Annotated in this window: 16 protein-coding genes and 1 tRNA gene; 12 read left to right on the forward strand and 5 right to left on the reverse strand. The window is 46.4% G+C overall.

Going from position 1 to position 18,332, the window contains the following annotated elements:
* Nucleotides 1–91: 91 nt before the first annotated feature.
* Nucleotides 92–2,542, reverse strand: coding sequence for a DUF3772 domain-containing protein (locus DD586_RS14025; RefSeq protein WP_041164507.1), 2,451 nt, complete (start codon nucleotides 2,540–2,542; stop codon nucleotides 92–94).
* Nucleotides 2,543–2,870: 328 nt separating this feature from the next.
* Here DD586_RS14025 and DD586_RS14030 point away from each other — a divergent pair.
* Both DD586_RS14030 and DD586_RS14035 read left to right on the forward strand, forming a co-directional pair.
* Nucleotides 2,871–2,947: transfer RNA gene (locus DD586_RS14030), tRNA-Arg, on the forward strand.
* A gap of 193 nt (nucleotides 2,948–3,140) precedes the next feature.
* Nucleotides 3,141–4,346, forward strand: a complete 1,206-nt coding sequence (locus tag DD586_RS14035) for a tyrosine-type recombinase/integrase (RefSeq protein ID WP_012885493.1) — start codon at nucleotides 3,141–3,143, stop codon at nucleotides 4,344–4,346.
* 498 nt (nucleotides 4,347–4,844) lie between these two features.
* On the opposite strand, the gene DD586_RS14040 is transcribed toward DD586_RS14035, so the two are convergent.
* A complete protein-coding gene (locus tag DD586_RS14040; RefSeq protein WP_049779780.1) occupies nucleotides 4,845–5,399 on the reverse strand; it encodes an SDR family NAD(P)-dependent oxidoreductase in 555 nt (184 codons plus the stop codon).
* On the opposite strand from DD586_RS14040, the gene DD586_RS14050 reads away from it, so the two are divergent.
* A protein-coding gene (locus DD586_RS14050) for an IS3 family transposase (RefSeq protein ID WP_095522536.1) occupies nucleotides 5,398–6,509 on the forward strand; the annotation gives its coding sequence in 2 pieces (ribosomal slippage) (nucleotides 5,398–5,659 and nucleotides 5,659–6,509; 1,113 coding nt in all). The two genes, DD586_RS14040 and DD586_RS14050, sit on opposite strands and share 2 nt — an antisense overlap.
* Here the strand turns inward: DD586_RS14050 and DD586_RS21490 are convergent.
* Together DD586_RS21490 and DD586_RS14055 are read right to left on the reverse strand one after the other, a co-directional pair.
* Nucleotides 6,489–6,761 carry an SDR family NAD(P)-dependent oxidoreductase gene (locus DD586_RS21490; RefSeq protein WP_080516798.1) on the reverse strand — a complete coding sequence of 91 codons (273 nt, stop codon included), beginning with the start codon at nucleotides 6,759–6,761 and terminating at the stop codon, nucleotides 6,489–6,491. The genes DD586_RS14050 and DD586_RS21490 overlap by 21 nt on opposite strands.
* Nucleotides 6,762–6,848: 87 nt before the next feature.
* Nucleotides 6,849–7,427, reverse strand: a complete 579-nt coding sequence (locus tag DD586_RS14055) for a TetR/AcrR family transcriptional regulator (protein ID WP_012885494.1) — start codon at nucleotides 7,425–7,427, stop codon at nucleotides 6,849–6,851.
* A gap of 256 nt (nucleotides 7,428–7,683) precedes the next feature.
* On the opposite strand from DD586_RS14055, the gene DD586_RS14060 reads away from it, so the two are divergent.
* The 4 genes from DD586_RS14060 (at nucleotide 7,684) to DD586_RS14075 (ending at nucleotide 11,453) form a co-directional block, all read left to right on the forward strand.
* A complete protein-coding gene (locus tag DD586_RS14060; RefSeq protein WP_012885495.1) occupies nucleotides 7,684–9,123 on the forward strand; it encodes an NAD-dependent succinate-semialdehyde dehydrogenase in 1,440 nt (479 codons plus the stop codon).
* A gap of 49 nt (nucleotides 9,124–9,172) precedes the next feature.
* Complete coding sequence (locus DD586_RS14065) at nucleotides 9,173–10,048, forward strand: aldo/keto reductase (RefSeq protein ID WP_012885496.1); 876 nt, start codon at nucleotides 9,173–9,175, stop codon at nucleotides 10,046–10,048.
* Nucleotides 10,049–10,154: 106 nt separating this feature from the next.
* Entirely contained in the window at nucleotides 10,155–10,805 is a 651-nt protein-coding gene (locus DD586_RS14070) for an SDR family NAD(P)-dependent oxidoreductase (RefSeq protein ID WP_012885497.1), read from the forward strand.
* A 69-nt stretch (nucleotides 10,806–10,874) separates the two neighbouring features.
* The gene (locus DD586_RS14075; RefSeq protein WP_012885498.1) at nucleotides 10,875–11,453 is read left to right on the forward strand and encodes a TetR/AcrR family transcriptional regulator; all 579 of its coding nucleotides are present in this window, start codon (nucleotides 10,875–10,877) and stop codon (nucleotides 11,451–11,453) included.
* 254 nt (nucleotides 11,454–11,707) lie between these two features.
* Here the strand turns inward: DD586_RS14075 and DD586_RS14080 are convergent, their stop codons facing one another.
* Nucleotides 11,708–12,670: a LysR family transcriptional regulator gene (locus DD586_RS14080; RefSeq protein WP_012885499.1), complete on the reverse strand. Its 963-nt coding sequence runs from the start codon at nucleotides 12,668–12,670 to the stop codon at nucleotides 11,708–11,710.
* Between the two features lie 136 nt (nucleotides 12,671–12,806).
* On the opposite strand from DD586_RS14080, the gene DD586_RS14085 reads away from it, so the two are divergent.
* The 5 genes from DD586_RS14085 to DD586_RS14105 all read left to right on the forward strand — a co-directional run bounded on the left by DD586_RS14085 (nucleotide 12,807) and on the right by DD586_RS14105 (nucleotide 18,128).
* A complete protein-coding gene (locus tag DD586_RS14085) occupies nucleotides 12,807–13,955 on the forward strand; it encodes an iron-containing alcohol dehydrogenase (RefSeq protein ID WP_012885500.1) in 1,149 nt (382 codons plus the stop codon).
* Between the two features lie 244 nt (nucleotides 13,956–14,199).
* Nucleotides 14,200–15,132 carry an AEC family transporter gene (locus tag DD586_RS14090; RefSeq protein WP_012885501.1) on the forward strand — a complete coding sequence of 311 codons (933 nt, stop codon included), beginning with the start codon at nucleotides 14,200–14,202 and terminating at the stop codon, nucleotides 15,130–15,132.
* 305 nt (nucleotides 15,133–15,437) lie between these two features.
* Entirely contained in the window at nucleotides 15,438–16,634 is a 1,197-nt protein-coding gene (locus DD586_RS14095; RefSeq protein WP_012885502.1) for a multidrug effflux MFS transporter, read from the forward strand.
* 150 nt (nucleotides 16,635–16,784) lie between these two features.
* The gene (locus DD586_RS14100; protein WP_049779821.1) at nucleotides 16,785–17,432 is read left to right on the forward strand and encodes a flavodoxin; all 648 of its coding nucleotides are present in this window, start codon (nucleotides 16,785–16,787) and stop codon (nucleotides 17,430–17,432) included.
* A gap of 204 nt (nucleotides 17,433–17,636) precedes the next feature.
* The gene (locus tag DD586_RS14105; RefSeq protein WP_228669793.1) at nucleotides 17,637–18,128 is read left to right on the forward strand and encodes a DUF4405 domain-containing protein; all 492 of its coding nucleotides are present in this window, start codon (nucleotides 17,637–17,639) and stop codon (nucleotides 18,126–18,128) included.
* The last annotated feature ends 204 nt before the right edge of the window (nucleotides 18,129–18,332 follow it).

The following is an 18,332-nucleotide window of genomic DNA, read 5'->3' on the forward strand; positions in this document are numbered from 1 at the left end:
GGAACCGGTTTGTCACGATGACAACAAGGCGACGATGGTGCGATACCGTCTCTCTATTATTTTCCTGACTGTTTTCCTGCCGCTCGCCGCTTTACTGTCTGGGTAACGGTAACGCTTCTGTTTGTAACGAGGAAATATCCACGTTGCTTTCCAGTACCATTTTTTGCGGCACGGCCAGTGGAATATTTTCGGTTCTCAGGCGCTTGATGATGTCGAACAACAGGTCACTCTTAGCTGACGATACCATGCGTGGACTACCAACATACCCGGTGACACTGAGTACCATACCGTTTGGCGTCAACTGGCTAAACATCACAGATGGTGCCGGGGTGTCCAGAATTTTTTCATGTTCGTGGTAGGCCTCCAGCAGAATATTCCTGACCATTTCCGGATCGATATCCAGCGGGAAAGTGAGTGCCAGCGTTGCCACGCCGTGTGGATTACCCATCGTAATATTGCGTACATTCTGCGAAATAAACTGGGAGTTAGGCACAATCACGGTGGAACGATCTCCCAACTGAATTTCCGTCGCACGCACATTAATACGTCGAATGTCCCCTTCAACGCCACTGATGTTGACCAAATCCCCCACTTTAACCGGCCGCTCCGTCAGCAGGATCAACCCGGAAATAAAGTTCTTCACGATTTCCTGCAAACCAAACCCGATACCGACAGACAGGGCACTGACAATCCAAGCCAGCTTGCTCCATTCGATGCCAAGCGTCGCCAGCGTCAGCAGAATAATCAGGATGTAGCCGATATTGGAATACAACGTCACCAGTGAGGCCTTGATACCGGCTTCCAGCATCGTTTTCGGGAAAAAATCATGCTCCAGCCAACGGCGAGACACGCGCAGGCTATAAATACCAATCACCAGCAAGATAATGGCATTGACCAGGTGGGCAGGTACGATGCTGATAGACTCCAGGCCTTTGCCGCCCCAGATTTCAACGACTTTTTGCACCAGTTCAACCGGTGTCGTGGAGCCAAAGGTGCCATTCATCAATGCCACAATCGCCATCAAAATCAGCATGACTTTCAACCCGGCTGACAAAATAGTCGCGGCCTGATCCAGATGGCGATCGTCCAGATTCAGTGTTCGCTTAATCTGTCGGCCACAGGCGAATGCGGGTGAAAACACGCTCTCGCACACATCTTCCACAAAGATCGTTGTCAGATACAACAGCGATAACACCATGCCAACCCAGACCAGTTCATACGTCAGGAAGCGAGCCAGCGAAATATAGCCAATCAACAGCGACACCAGCACCGCCAGCGTCGTTAACAACACAGCCAGATGAATCAATCCTGCCAGCGTAGAGCGAGCTTCTGGCGTTTCGCCAGCCTCTACCATACGCCGCCGAATCTGATCGCTGCGTAAGGCAATGGCTCCAAACGCCAGCGCCAGAAACAGTGACGACAGGCCGTTGCCTACGACCGTCACTCCCACAGAAATACCGCTAACGGTGTTAATCTGCTCAATCACACCAAAAATAACGATAAAGCTGGTGGCAATAATCGAGAATGGCTCCATCGCCTTCGCCACCGGGTTAGCCATCGCCGGTAATCGCCACGATGGGCGTTTATTGGAAAGAAAAGCCCGTCCGAGCGCGGAAATCATCGAGCAGAACACAACCAGCCGCACCAATCCTTCCAGGAATCCTTCAGCACGATCGGTCACATCGCCATGACGGGTGAACACATAATCCACCAACAGAATGGCCAGCCCCATCGTCAGCACCGTGGAAAACACCACTGCGATAGCCAGGAAACTGCGTCTCAGGCGGCCTTCCGGCAAAAGATGAATCCCCGCCCGCGCCAGATATTTCTCCAGCAGCTTTCGACCGACCGTACCCAGCGCTATCGCCAGAAACAGGAAAAATGCCGAACCATAACGCCACTCAGGTTGCCAGGCGGCGCTAAACGCCTCGCCCAGGTCATCTCTCAAGTCGGATAAACGCTCCACGTCTTCCTGCAGCGGCTTGATAATGGGTGACCAAAACCGGCTGCCCAGAATACTGCCGGAATTGAGCGCCAGCTGACTTTTCAGCACATTGCGACGTAATGCCAGAATCTGCGTCGACAGGTTCTCAGCACCCGTTTTTATCGACTGAACCTGATTGGCCTGTGTATCCAGCTTTTGTTTTTGTTGATTAAGCGAAGTGCGTTTACGCGTCACCTCCGCCGTTTCACTCACCGCGGCCTGTGGCGCAGGCGCAGGCCCTAATACGTCCAGTTGGGCCTGTAGCTGCGCACGCATCGGTGCAATGACACCCGCGAGCTTATCCGCACTGGCCACCAATTCCAGCGTGGTATCGTTGAGCGCGTTGAGCTTAGCGTCAGTGGTCGTGCCGGAGACCTGTTGTTTGATACCATCGAGCTGTTTTTGCAACTTCACCAGTTCGGTATCCACATTCACTTTTTCTACGGCATCCCCTTGCCCATCCGATACCGGGTCTGTCGCCGCCATACTCACTGAACTGAAGGCAAACAACGCCATCAGCAGCATCACTCCGTAAACCCCGAATAACCTTTTACGCATACACTCAATGTACCCTTGATACTGTCGTCAGCCGGTACAGCACACCCCATACCGGCTGCCTATAAAATAAAAACCCACGTCACTCTGCAGGCAGGTGGCTACTAACTTACTCAGCAATGAAGGTAAAACTCAAACAGATATCGCCGAAACTGCTCAACGTGCGAGACCGCTTCCGATATGCTGACGTGATTTGCAACAATAACAAGGAATAATGCAACAGTTGTTCAGGGATTCGCCGACCGACCCGAATAGCGCGCCAATTCATTGACTCATCAGTGATGCCCGGTATAATCCAGCCCACATCGCCAAGCGACTGTATCCCATCAAGGCGCCCTTAGCTCAGTTGGATAGAGCAACGGCCTTCTAAGCCGTAGGTCACAGGTTCGAATCCTGTAGGGCGTACCATTTTCAAGTAAACAGACGTCAACCGACGTCTGTTTTTATGCCTAAAATTCAATGTATTGGCTGAATTTAGCGCGTCGCTATTCTACTGAACTCTACTCGTATCAACCTACATCAAGTAGTATTTGTTGGTATATGTGATGGTATCACCTTGTTCGATAAAATCTTGTACCAACAGCCAGCATGGGGGCCTCAAATGGCATTAACCGATGTGAAGGTAAGAAGTGCAAAGCCAATGGACAAGCCTTATAAGCTTACTGATGGGGAAGGGATGCATCTGATGGTCCATCCCAATGGGTCTAAATACTGGCGATTGCAGTATCGTTTCGATGGTAAACAAAAGATGTTAGCACTCGGTGTTTACCCGGAAATCTCATTGTCCGAGGCCCGGCAGCGCAGAGATGAAGCAAAACGGCAAGTGACTAATTCCATTGATCCCAGTGAAAAGAAAAAGGTAGAGAAGCAGGCTCGTAAAGTCGCTGTAGAAAATACGTTCAAATCTGTTGCACTGGAATGGCATGAATATAAGCGACCCAATTGGTCAAAGGGATATGCCGAAGATCTGATGGAGGCGTTTGAGAACGATATTTTTCCTGATATCGGCAAACGACCAATAGCAGAGATTGAACCGTTAGAGGCTCTCACCACGCTACGCAAACTTGAAAAGCGTGGCGTACTCGATAAATTGAGGAAGGTTCGTCAGGCCTGCAAACAGGTTTGCACTTATGCCATCGTTACGGGTAGAGCAAAAACCAACCCTTTTGCCGAACTTGCCAGCGCCCTGACTACGGCGAAATCAACTCACTATCCTCATCTTCTGGCTGATCAGTTGCCAGCTTTCTTGAAAGCTTTAGAAGCTTATTCTGGTAGCCCTATAACACGCCTTGCGACGCGCATTTTGATGCTAACAGGGGTTCGTACCATTGAACTTCGTCTGGCTGAATGGAAAGAGTTTGATTTTGACAAGCGAGTTTGGGAGGTTCCAGTCGAAAGGATGAAGATGCGACGACCTCACTTGGTGCCTTTATCTGATCAGGTTATAGAGGCACTGCGTGAACTCCAGATGATAACTGGCAGGTATAATCTGGTTTTTCCTGGTCGTAACGACATTACTAAACCAATAAGTGAAGCCAGCATAAATCAGGTACTAAAACGGATTGGTTATCATGGAAAAGCTACTGGACATGGGTTCAGGCATACGATGAGTACGATTCTTCATGAGGAAGGATTTAACACGGCGTGGATTGAACTTCAGCTCGCGCATGTGGATAAAAATACTATTCGTGGGACTTATAACCATGCACAACATTTAGAGAACAGGAGAGGGATGCTGCAGTGGTATGCTGATTATCTAGAATCATTAACAAACGGCTCTTCGTTACCTCGCAGAAAAGAGGCGTAGAAGAAAAGGAACCTGCGCAAAAATTGTGCAGGCTTTCTTTTTTATATTTTTCTGCAAAAAAACGCTTTCCCGCTGGTTAAACATTAAAAAATATATTATTACACTTATCAAGTGTAATATAGAATTGACACGGATGATCTCGGTGTTTCCAAGCCGTTGCCAATACTGATGCTGATATTCAACTAGTATCTGGTTAGCTTCATATACCAATCGTTATTGAAGCTGTCTGGCGCTGACTGGCTGATGAAGGGATTGGGCTGGCTATTTTTGTTACTGAAAATACAGATACTTTATATCTTGGAAGAAAATTAAAAGTTATGTTATCACAAGTCACTCTAGTAAAGCGCAATGTATTAATTAAGGTAATCAGGTTTGCTATGAGCTATTAACGGTCAGAAATTAAAGGCATATCAACAATTGCCATATTTTAATAAACAGGGAGAAGCTCATCTTTGATAGTTGATAGGGAGCAATCACTCCCTATATAACTGTCTATTATTATTCTATTGCCTGTAAATAAATATCAGGGTATGTAGAAAGCGCTTGATGTACTTTTTGAGTCGCTTCATCAGCTAAAACCTGATGCGCATCTTGTTCTAGGGCATCAAATGTTCGGGCGACCACAACATCGGGGGCTGTTTTGGGCACATCAAACCCACTGGTTAGATCGGTATCAATAAAACCCACATGGAGACCAAGAACCTGTGTTTTTTGCTGCTCTAGTTCCTGTCGTAATGCATTAGTTACTGACCATGCGGCAGATTTTGTGACAGAATACGTTGCCAGTATGGGGCTTGTTATCCAACTGGCTATGGATAGCACATTAATAATTCCACCGCCACCATTAGCAGCTAATGTCGGTGCTAACGCTTGTGATAATCTAATTGGTCCGTATACGTTAGTTTCCATTTGGTGACGAAGAATTTCTTCTGCATTATCACTTAGGATTCCACCGATCTGAGCAATGCCCGTGTAAGTATCCCGGTAAACCGAACCATTCACTTTTAGAGATCTTCCGACATACTGATTATGTCCCGTTGAGGAGATCGCCATGCGTAAAGCCCGATTCACCGAACACCAGATCATTGCCGTTCTGAAGTCCGTCGAAGCCGGACGTACCGTTAAGGATGTCTGCCGTGAAGCCGGTATTTCTGAAGCCAGCTATTACAACTGGAAAGCGAAGTTTGGCGGTATGGAAGCCTCTGATATCAAAAAGATGAAAGAGCTGGAGGACGAAAACCGGCGTCTGAAACAGATGTTTGCCGATCTGAGCCTTGAGAATCGGGCATTAAAAGACGTCATCGAAAAAAAGCTTTAAAACCAGCGATAAAGCGTGAGCTCGTCAGTTATCTGACCGCGCAGTTTACGATGAGCATACGCCAGGCATGCAGGACGTTATCGCTGAGCAGGACGGTATTTCGTTATCAGCCGGATACGCAACGTGATGAGCCGGTGATTATGGCACTGACCGCAGCAGCTGAACGCTATCCGCGATATGGATTTAAAAAGCTTTTTCAGGTGCTTCGCAGGCAGGGCAATATCTGGAACCATAAAAGAGTTCACCGGATTTACTGCCTGCTGAAACTGAATTTTCGCCGTAAGGGAAAGCAACGTCTGCCGGTGCGTAACCCCGCACCGCTGGTGACGCCGGAAGCACTTAACCAGAGCTGGTCGATAGATTTTATGCATGATGCGCTGGTCTGTGGCAGGCGCTTTCGGACCTTTAATGTGGTAGATGACTTTAACCGCGAGGCTCTCGCGATAGAAATCGACCTGAATATCCCGGCGCAGCAGGTAGTCAGAGTACTGGACAGGATCGTGGCAAACCGTGGTTATCCGCTGAAACTGCGGATGGACAATGGCCCAGAGCTAATATCACTGACTCTGGCGCAGTGGGCTGAAGAGCATGGCGTGATGCTGGAATTTATCAAACCGGGAAAACCCACGCAAAATGCCTTCATCGAACGTTTTAACCGGACATACCGGACAGAGATACTGGATTTTTATCTGTTCAGAACATTGAATGAAGCACGGGAAATCACAGAGCGCTGGCTGACGGAATACAACAGCGAGCGGCCTCATGAATCCCTGAATAACCTGACGCCGGAAGAATACCGGCTGATGACTGAAAAACCGGATATCTCAAAAAGTGCATGGAACTAAAACGGGTGTGCTTACACCCGCATTATTAATCAACAGAGTAACATCGCTATAATCTTTTGCTACACGCGAGATATCTTCTGGGTTGGTTACATCTAATTTGACGGGGATGACACCATCAAGCGTAATATTCTCTGGATTTCTTGCAGTTGCATAGACTTTGCGTGCACCTCGTTCCAGTGCTGCTTTTGCAAATGCTAAACCAAGCCCTCTGTTTGCTCCGGTAATTAATACGACTGCATTTTCAAGTTTCATCGATTTGCCTCTTAGTAGATAAAATATGATGGTCATCATATTTTTGATTGAAAAAACAGAGCTTATTCCGTCTGTTAAGTAGGTCTTTTAAGTAAACATACTCAGTAGGCGCTGTTTGCTGCTTGCTAGGTATGAGGTAATGTCTTCGCTGTTTGTCAGATTCCGTGCAAGTTGCAGCACGCCAACCAGGGCGCTTGTCAAAAAAAATGCATCTTCCCGCTTCAGTGTCTTGCTGCTTAGGTTGATTAAATTTTCGATAAAAGCGTCTATCGCTCTGCAGGCTTCTCTTTTTGCATCAACATTTTGCCGTAAAAATTCTGAACCTAATGCGGCAATTGGGCAGCCGGCCCCTAAACGATAGGCTTCAAGGTGGGATTCTGACAAATAAACATCGATATACGCAGCAATCCCCGTAACGCCTTGTTCAAGTTGATGCATGATTCCAAGTGCCATTGTATCTGCCCCTGAGCTTTGTGCATAAGCTAATGCCTCAGCCACAAGTGCATCACGGTTTGGAAAGTGCGCGTAAAAACCACCATGAGTTAACCCTGCTTGTTTCATGACATCGACAATTACTAGCGCATCAAAACCATCTCGTCTGATGATCTTTGATGCTGTCTCCAGAATGCGTTGCCTTGTTGCTTCTTTCTTAGTTAACGATCTCATAGTCGGTATGATGCTTTACGAAATATGATGATAATCATATTTTGCGGTTTAAATAAGTTCAAATCATTTTTTATGATTAAAGGTGGGCCTGGTTTCCTTAGTTGGCAAGACAAAAAATAATTATGTCATCAATTAACAAATGTCATAGAGTGACAGATTATCGATGTGGCAATGTACTCACTGGCTGCCTCAGGAATCGTACCCGTCTCATGAATAGATGCTTTTCCTGATGCTTAAATCAACATGGAAAACATTTATGAGCTTATCGACTTACCCACTTTTATATCAATGGATTAATGGACAAAAGCTGTCTGGAGAAGGGCGTCAGGTCAGTGCTGTAATCAACCCATTTGATGGCAGCGTACTTGGTGAAATGCCGCATGCGACGTCCAGCGACCTTCAGGATTCGCTTGAATCAAGTGAAAGGGCTTTCAAAGTGTGGCGTAAAGTACCTGCATGGCAACGCGCTGCAGTTATTGAAAAGGCGGTTTCGCTGTTGCACGAACGTGTAGATGCCCTGGCATATGCGTTGACGTTGGAAGTCGGCAAACCACTCTCTGAATCTCGCATGGAACTCAATTTAACATTTGAATCAATGAGCTGGTGTGCAGAAGAGGCCAAGCGTATTTATGGTCGCACATTGGAAGCACGTATTCCGAATGGTCGCGCGATTGTCTCACGCGAACCGATTGGTCCGGTTGCAGCGTTTGCACCCTGGAACGGACCGGCATTGTTGACTGGCCGTAAAATTGCCGCAGCACTTGCCGCAGGTTGCTCAATAATTATCAAGCCCTCAGAAGAAACGCCGGCAACTTGTTTGATGATTGCGGAGGCCTTTGCTGATGCCGGTCTACCTGCTGGCGTTTTGAATGTTGTGCTGGGCGAGCCAGCTTTTATCTCTGAAACGCTAATTAAATCGAAAATTATCCGCAAGGTATCGTTTACCGGCCCGGAAGCAGTGGGGAAACAGTTGGCTAAACTGGCAGTAGAGAATATCACCCCCATTACGATGGAGCTTGGCGGACATGCGCCGGTCATTGTCTGTGATGATGCAGATATTGATGCAACTGTGGCGGCTTCAGTGCAAAACAAATTTTTTAATGCGGGGGCAAGCTGTATTGCACCGACTCGTTTCTATGTGCAAAAAACTGTTTTTGAAGAATTTGTCACTAAATTCACCGCAGCGGCAAAAGCAATTCGAGTAGGGAATGGTCAGGATGAGTCAACGCAAATGGGACCGCTGGCTAATGCACGTCGCCTGAGTTCCATGCAACGCCTTATCAGTGATGCTGTAAATAAAGGAGCTAAACTGACGACTGGCGGCAAGCGTATCGGTGACTCAGGTCTGTTGTGGGAACCAACGGTGCTTGTTGATGTTCCGGAAACGGCCTTGATCATGAATGAAGAACCGTTTGGCCCGGTAGCAACTATCTGTCACTTCTCAGAACTGGATGAAGCGATTACCAGCGCTAATCGTTTGCCTTTCGGTCTGGGGGCGTATGCGTTTACTCGTAGCATGGCTCGCGCACATTTACTCGCCGATAACATTGAGAGTGGCATGGTTGGGATAAACACCTTCTATTTTGGTATGCCTGAAGGGCCATTTGGCGGCGTAAAACAAAGCGGCTACGGTAGTGAGAATGGGATCGAAGGTATCGATGCCTATTTGGTGACTAAATTCACGAATCATGCCTGAGCCTTATCCAACCTAATGTCAGAAAACCACTATGAGCAGGATTTTGAAAATGCAAAAAATTGATGCAAGTGTTTCCGGTCAATTCAGTATCGGCGGAGATATGACCATTAACCGATTGGGTTATGGTGCAATGCGTATTACCGGGCCGGGTTTTTATGGGGAGCCCGAAGATCGTGATGAAGCGCTGCGTGTCCTTAAACGTGCGCCAGAACTGGGTATTAATTTTATTGATACCGCTGATTGCTATGGTCCTTTTGTCAGCGAAGAATTAATTGCTGAGGCGCTTTATCCCTTCAAAAAAGACCTGATTATTGCGACTAAAGGTGGTCTTGTCCGTCCTGGGCTGACGGAAGGGCAGTGGCCAATTATTGGTGATCCGGCCTATCTTGGTCAGGCCGTTCGCATGAGTATACGTCGCTTGAAAGTTGAACGTATTGACTTGTGGCAGTTGCATCGGGTTGATCCAAAAGTTCCGGAGGCGGATCAGTTTGGTTTTATTAAAGATATGATTGATCAAGGTTTTATTCGTCATGCCGGTTTAAGCCAGGTAACAGTCGCTCAGATTAAAGAAGCTCAGAAATACTTCCCGGTCGCGACGGTTCAAAATATGTACAATCTGGTCACTCGGGATGATGAAGATGTGCTGGATTATTGTGAAGAGAATAACATCGGTTTCATTCCATGGTTCCCGCTCGCTTCAGGTGAGCTTGCCAAGCCAGGTGGTGTTGTCGATACGATAGCCAAAGCTAAAGGAGTGACGCCAAGCCAAATCGCACTCGCATGGATGCTTAAACGCAGCCCGGTAATGCTGCCAATTCCGGGGACGAGCAAGGTTGCCCATCTTGAAGAGAATGTTGCTGGTGCCAGTGTTGTGTTGAGCGATGAGGAGTTTGCACTGCTTGACAGAGCTTCACCGCGCCCTTAATCGCAGTGGGATCGCTGCTGATTCTTTTGTTGCAGTGTAATTATGTCGACGTCAACATGGCCAGCCTTTTAAGCTGGCCTTATTACTCTATAGAACCGAGATAATCATGAAAACATTCTTGAGTATTGGTACTGGGCCTGGCATTGGCCTTGCCACTGCGGATCGTTTTTCTACCGAAGATTTTAATATTGTACTCAGTTCTCGTAATCCTGAGCAGTTGGGAAAGTATGTGCGAAAATTTCAAAGTGAGGGACGAGTCAGCGCGGCGTTGGGAGTTGATGCCTCTGATCCCGTGCGTATCCAACAGTTGCTAACAAGAGTATTTCAACAGTACGGCTCTATCGATGTTCTGCACTACAATGCCGCATCGTTGCGAAAATCAAACATTGCAGAGCAGCCCACGAACACTTTTCTATCTGATCTCTCGGTCAACATTGTTGGAGCTATGGTTGCTATTCAGAGTGTTCTCCCCTTGATGCTGGCTCAGGGAAAAGGAACGATACTGCTGACTGGTGGCAGATTTGGCGTTATGCCTGCACCTGAATATATTTCTCTAAGTGTTGGTAAAGCAGGGATAAGATCGCTTGCAATAGGATTATTTGATGACTTAAAAAGACAAGGAATACATATTGGTACGGTCACTGCGTCGGCTTCAAATGGAACTGATACAGCTTGGAGCATGGGTGTTGCACAAGCATTTTGGCAACTATACTGTGCCCCTTATAATGACTGGGTTGCTGAAATTGCATACCCTTAACGTCGTTTTTGGATATGACAATTCAGTTGCTTGTGCAAAAAAGACATAACAGCTTTCCAGGGAATACCGATGGGTTTAAGAGAAAGAAAGAAAGATCAAACGCGTCGTCAGATATTGGAAGCGGCACTTGTATTGATTGGTCGCCAGGGGTTCGAAGACACTACCATTAATCAAATTGCAGCTGCCGTCGATATTTCGCCAAGAACTGTTTTGCGCTACTTTCCGACAAAGGAAGACGTGATCGTTAGCTGGGTTGAAGACGGCATGGCAATTTTCTTGTCTTGCCTTCATAAACGACCAACGGATGAACCGGCTCATTTAAGTCTTCTTGCATGTGCACGTGAACTTTTGAAATTGTATCAGGAACGCGCCGATTTTTATCTCACAATCGAGCGAGTGATTGCTTCATCATCTGGAATCAGTGCCCGTAAGCATGAGATGTCGGCGGCACTGGGAGAAAAAGTGTCTCAGGTTCTCTCTGGTCGAGCTGCTTTTTCAGAAACAACATCACTTGCCGTTGAACTTTATCCGGCAGTTATTTTTTCGATATTGAGGGTGGTCATCCGTTCATGGGTAGCTACGGATGGGCAGCGGCAGTTACTCAAACTGTTCGATGAAGCAGTGGAACTGATCAACTTTAAGCTATAGTCCTGGCAAGCAAACGCAGCACCAACTTCAATCAGCAAGGCCTGGTTGTGTTTTTCGTCAATCAAATTGGCGTAGACAAAGAACTCACAATGACCGTCAATGAAGCGGAATTTCGGTTCGGATATATAGGGTTAAATCCAACAAGTTTCACAAAAATAGCAGGCATGCAATCAGATAGGCTCTTAACACGCATGTAAATTTAAATAGAGTGGGTTTAGAGCTTATGGTATTGCTGTCGAAATACCAACGAAATGTTAACCTAAAGAAGATTTCCCTTTGATATAAGCAAGCTCTAGTTCCTCGGCACTAAGAACAAATTCCTGACTGTCAGTAAGTCGTTCAACCGCGAGGTCTATGAAGCGGCGAACTCGTGCAGGTTGGGCAGTACGGCTGCCATAATAGAGGAAAAGGCTGTGTATCTGACTCATGTGTTCAAGCAACAGGGGAACCAAACGACCTGCCCGAATGTGCGCCGCCGCCGTTGGCCCGGCGAGCTGACCGATGGCCTCTCCTGCTAGTACAACCCCCAGTTCTACCGTCTCATCATTGGTAGATATCGCCGGACGTACTAGCTGTTCCTGCATATTTTCTCCGACCTTCACATGCCATGGGATAACATGCCCGGTGCCTGCATGACGAAAGACGCTGCAACGGTGTATGCTGAGATCATTCAAAGTCAATGGAATACCATATTTGCGCAGATAGGTCGGGGATGCACAGATGATGAGCTGCAAGGGAAATAAGCGGCGCGCGATCAAACCATCTTGTGGTGAGACGCTAATCCGAAGCCCCACATCAACTCGCTCCTCAACCCAGTTGCCGATGCGGTCATCGAGCTGCACATCCGGTTGGACTTCCGGATAGAGTCGGCAGTATTCGTCCAATACATTCCCGATTATCATCTGACCGACCGACCGTGGTCCCACGATCCGCAATGCGCCTGCAAAGGCCTCACGGGTTTGTTTCGCCGCTGACAGGGCTTGCTGTAAACCGATCAAGGCGGGTTGTGCAGCCTCTAAAAAGCGTTGCCCCTCTTCAGTCAATGACATGCTTCGAGTTGTACGGTGGAACAAGCGCACACCCAAATAAGTCTCCAATTGTTTTAATGCCTTGCTGGCGGCCTGAGGAGAGATCTGTTGAGCCTCAGCCGCCTTGCTGAGACTGCCTAATTCCACCGTACTTACGAACGTTGTGATGGAACGCAATTCACTGATCATGATTTATCCTGGCAATTTACATTATTTAGTTGTAACTGATTCATCCGTTTACTGTCTAGTTCGATGTTTTATGCAGGCTTATAGTCACGGTATCGACAATCTTCCTGACATGAATGCATACAGAGAGACGAGCAATATGGACAACTTCAGTTTTTACAACCCAACCAGGATAGAATTTGGTGCTGGGAAGGAGCAGCTCATCGGCGAGATCATGGCCTCGCACGGCATCAAGAAGGTTCTACTGAGCTATGGTAGCGAACGCATTAAGGATAATGGTCTCTTCGTCACAGTCAGCGACAGCCTGAATAGACATGGCATCACGCTCATCGAATGCGGCGGCATCATCAGTAACCCGCTTATATCAAAAGTTCGTGACGCTATCACAGTAGCAAAAGAACAGAACGTCGATGCGATCCTCAGTGTCGGTGGTGGATCTGTGCTCGACAGTGCCAAAGCGATTGCCGCTGGGAGTCTCTATCAGGGGGATGTATGGGATCTGTTCATCGGAAAAGGCCAGATTGATGCGGCTCTACCAGTATTTGCAATCCTAACTCTGGCCGCCACCGGCAGTGAGATGAATAGCGGGGCCGTAGTCACCAACGACGACACGAAGGAGAAGTTTGCCATCAACTCAGTGCATATCTTCCCGAAGGTCTCCATCGTCAACCCGGCACTCATGCAGACAGTCTCTCGCGACTATTTGGTTTACTCGGCGGCTGACATCATCGCTCACTCTATAGAGGGTTACTTCACCGCTACGATACAACCCAAAATACAGTCACGCCTGGTTGAATCCGTTATTGCCACTGTACTGGAAACCACAGAGCAGTTGCTGGCAGATTCTGCCGATTATAATGCACGCGCCGAATTCGCGTGGGCTGCAACCCTGGCATTGAATGGCTTAACTTATGCGGGCACTTCAGGTTTTGGTTATCCCAACCACATGATCGAGCACGCTCTATCCGCCCTATTCAATGTGCCCCATGGTGCGGGCTTGTCGGTCATAATGCCTGCCTGGATGAAGTGGTTCCACAGCCAGAATACAGCTCAGTTCGAGCGCTTTGCTCAACATTTGTTCGGTTTGAACACTGCCGAAGAGGGCATTGCCGCCCTGGAGAAATGGTTTGACAAGATTGGTACGCCAACCCGCCTTTCCCAACTCGGTATCAAGGCGACAGATCTGCCCGCTATCCTCGATAACCTAGAGGGTAACGCACGCTGGTTTGGTCTGGCAGAGACTTACACTGAAGAGGTGCTGGCCACTATCCTCAGGCTGGCACTATAACACGTCACGGGGCTTTAGCCCCGTAGTGCGCGATATACACAATGACGGAGTGACACTATCTGGCGGAATGCCCCCTTCATTAACAAAAGAGCCGTTGGTTGAAGTCCAGGCTCCGCTCAACGATCAAGTTTTATTCGTCCTGTCTTGGTGCCAGCTACCGGGCCGCTTTATAGCAAATGCACGCCAGCGTGAATAAAACCTCTAATTGGGTCGGTTAATTTTCAGTCATAACAAGAGAATGATTATGGCAATACTGCAACAGATGATTATTTTTTCATTACTCATCATTGTTGGGGCTATCGCCCGGAAAAAACAAATTATCACCAAAGAAAATACGCCACAGCTAACGGCTCTGGTATTAAACATCACCATGCCAGCAATTATTCTTTCAGGTATCACAGGTAATGCACAGCATATAGCCGGACGTGAACTTGCTGAGGTATTTGTCGTCGTCGCAGCTACCATCACATTGCTGATCCTGAGCAGCAGAATTTTGGCGCGCGTACTCAATTATGGTCGTGAATATGAGGGCGTCATTATCGTCATGACAACTTTTACCAACATCTCCATGATGGGAGTGCCAATGATCTATTCGTTGTTCGGCACCGATGCCATGATTTACATGACAGCCTTCCTTTTGCCGTATAATGTTTTGTTCTTTTCCTTTGGCTATCGCTGGATGAGAGGTAAAAGCGCTCAACAATCAGGTGGCTATTGGCAGAAGCTACGGCAGTTCCTTAATCCAGGCATTGTCGCCTGTTTGCTGGCACTGCTTCTCTACCTTGCTCACATCCAGCTCCCCTACCTACTCGCGCAACCACTCCACCTTTTAGGTGCCGTCACCGGGCCAATGTCCATGATGTTGATTGGATCCTTCCTGCTGGATATGGACTGGCGCGAAGCGATTGGCGATAAGAAAATCTGGCTCTATACCTTTATCAAGATGGTTGTGATTCCCGTTGTTATCATGTTGATAATGAAGCAGTTCGTCGATAATCGTCTACTGTTGGGCGTACTGCTGGCCGCAGTGTCCACTCCCGCAGGGGCTGGGGTACCCTTGCTGGCGCAAGCGTTGAATAAAAACGCCTATCCGCTGGCACTCAAAGGGGCAGCTCTGACCACCATAGCGGCCTTATTGACCATGCCTATAGTCGCTGCTATCACCGAACTTAATTAACTAACACAGCTCCTTATTTGGTCTAAAAATAAGGTGCCAGACCTTTATTAATTAGGTCCGAAATTAAATATGCCTGCCAAAATTAATTTCCTAAACACTGAGACGGTTAATCCATTACACTCCAAATGACAACACTTCATTTTATACTCCTTACGCATTATTAATGAATGTATAATAATGGTTGCTGATTAGTTTTTTTACAACATTAATGAAAACAACTCATAAAGCTTATCTGGTTTAATGGGATTATTGTTAACCATACTATCGCTATCCTAGAGTGAATTATCACTGGCTTGCAGGCTTTCATGAATCATTCATCATCGGTTAAGACAACAGGGTTGCTTTTCATCATTATTTTAAGCGCCCTTATGGCTTTTACCTCTCTATCAACAGATATCTATCTTCCGGCTATGCCCGTCATGGCAAAAGATTTGGGAGGAAATGCAGAGTTAACCATTACTGGGTTTTTGATCGGTTTTTGCTTAGCTCAACTCATCTGGGGCCCCATCAGCGATCATTTGGGTAGACGCACTCCTTTGATGATAGGGATGGCTCTGTTTATTGTGGGCTCTGCTGGTTGTGCCCTCTCTAATGACATTACTCAAATTATTTTCTGGCGAGTATTTCAGGCTCTGGGAGCATGCACAGGGCCTATGCTGGCTCGCGCAATGATACGAGATCTATTTAGCCGAACCCGCGCCGCCCAAATGCTGTCAACACTAACGGTTGTCATGGCGATAGCGCCAATTGTGGGCCCACTATTAGGTGGACAGGTGATTAAATTTACATCCTGGCATGCCATCTTCTGGTTGTTGACTGCCATTGGGGTATTAATGTTGCTGTCACTATACTGGCTACCAGAAACATTACCCGTTGAGCGAAGAGTGAAAGCTTCATTCACTGGAGCCTTTCAAACATATTACCGATTATTCGGTAATGCAAACTTTATGAAAGTTACGCTCTGCTTAACATTTTATTATATGGCGCTTTATGCTTTTATCGTGGGTTCCCCCTTTGTATATATTACTCACTTTCATGTTGCAGCACAGCATTATGGATGGTTATTCGCCATCAATATCCTGGGTGTTATGGGGCTGAGCACGATTAACCGCCATTTGGTACAACGCTATTCTCTTGAGGTGTTGCTAAAGAGGGCTCTTCTTGTTGCCGCTGCTGCTTCAATCGTGCTTGCATTTGCGACAAAATTTAATGTAGGCGGAATATCCCTGATTGTTGTCGCAATATTTGTGATGTTTTCAATGAATGGTATCATTGCGGCTACTGCAACGGCTTCTGCACTTGATGCCGCACCAGATGCATCTGGTTCAGCTTCGGCGCTGATTGGTTCCCTCCAATATGGTAGCGGCATTATTTCATCGTTACTTCTGGCTCTATTCAATGATGGAACGGCATGGGCTATGGGCTGGATTATCACTTTATTTATACTGACCAGCACAATTATAGGAATGACCACCCATGTTAAGAAAAGGGTTCCAGCCTGAATTATTCAAGTACAGGAAGGTATAACTTAGCAAGTTCGCAAGGATCAACTCACGTCAGGCATTAGGCAGAAGAGAAAAGATGATACGCCTAAAAATGAGATGTGACGGGTATAAGTAGCTATTTTTAGTGAGGGAATAAAAGTGGGAAAAATAAGCATTCTATGCAGAATAGTAGTGAAGATTTTTTTATGCTTTACAGTGCAGGCAGCTTTCGCATCAGAGAATATCGCTTCATCACACCATATACTCATTGTCTATTTCTCTCAACCAGAGGAAATGATGTCTGATACCGTTGACGGTTTTACTGGAGCCAGTGTGCTTCAGAAAACTATGCCAGAAACCGGTAGTACCCAGTACATTGCACAGCTTATTCAGAAACAGACGCAAGGTGATCTGTTTCGTATTGAAACAACAATACCCTATCCCCGCCAACATGATGCACTGTTGCGAACTGCTGAAAAGGAACAACAAGAAAAAGCCAGACCCTCATTCAAAACGCCGCTCCCGGATCTAAGTAATTATGATACTGTCTATGTCGGATATCCCATTTGGTGGTATACCATGCCCATGGTAATATATACCCTTTTTGAGCAAAATAATTTTTCCGGGAAAACAGTCATTCCTTTTACCACTCATGGTGGCAGCCAATTGGCAGATTCCTTACGAGAAATCGCGCGTATGCAACCACAGGCAAAATTAGTTACTCGCGCATTGTCTATATCACGTAATGATATATCAAACCCTGAAATACCGAAACAGGTAAAGGAATGGGTTCAACAAGTTAATCCACAATATTAATATCCAGCCATGAAAAAAATTTATTTTCTTCAGGTAATCCTTGATGTGGGAATGGCCTTATTGTTACTAGTACTAATGGGGTTTCATCTTCATGGGGAGATTATACATGAATGGTCTGGAATACTCCTCACATTGATGATTTTTTTCCATTTGTATCTGAACAGACATCGACTCTGGACTCTGCCACCAACACTCCCTTCAGCTATGCGTTTTATCAACAGAGTAATAAATATCGTAACACTAATGGTTATCCTAATAGCCATCGTCTCTGGAGTAATGCTCTCGCGCCATATCTTTTCAGACTTTTCATTTCATAACCCGAGTACATGGATTAGAAAACTACATATGACGGCAGTCTATTGGGGTATGATCATAATAGCTATACATATCGGTCTGCACTGGAAAATGCTCGCTAAATTTTTCTGTCTCGTTCTAAAAATCCCCGAACATTCCTATTTTGCGAATATCATTATACCTTGCGTATTTTCGGCAATATCGGTACTTGGTCTGTACTGGTTTCTGTCCACAGACTACCTTTCTTATTTACTGATGGCTGTTGATTTCTCCTTTTTTGACTATGATGAATCTGCATTTATTTACTACTCTCGCTATTTTTCCATTATCATTTTGTTTTCATTAGCTACCCGTTTTTTGCTTTGGTTGTTTATATTTAGGGCTCTTAAGATAGAACCATAGCAATAAGGATTAAAAGATTGATAATATCATTTCATCTTTTTCGATTTCATCGTGAATTCCGTACTTAAGTAAAGGTTTGCGGTTACATCACTCACTATTCTAATTACCTATGGCGGCACCGACAAAGGTAACAACTGTATTCATGAATATGATAAATAAGGGCAATCAGGACTATTCAATAATCCTTTCTGAAAACAAAGATAT

The organism is Dickeya parazeae Ech586 (genome assembly GCF_000025065.1).
GTDB lineage: Bacteria > Pseudomonadota > Gammaproteobacteria > Enterobacterales > Enterobacteriaceae > Dickeya > Dickeya zeae.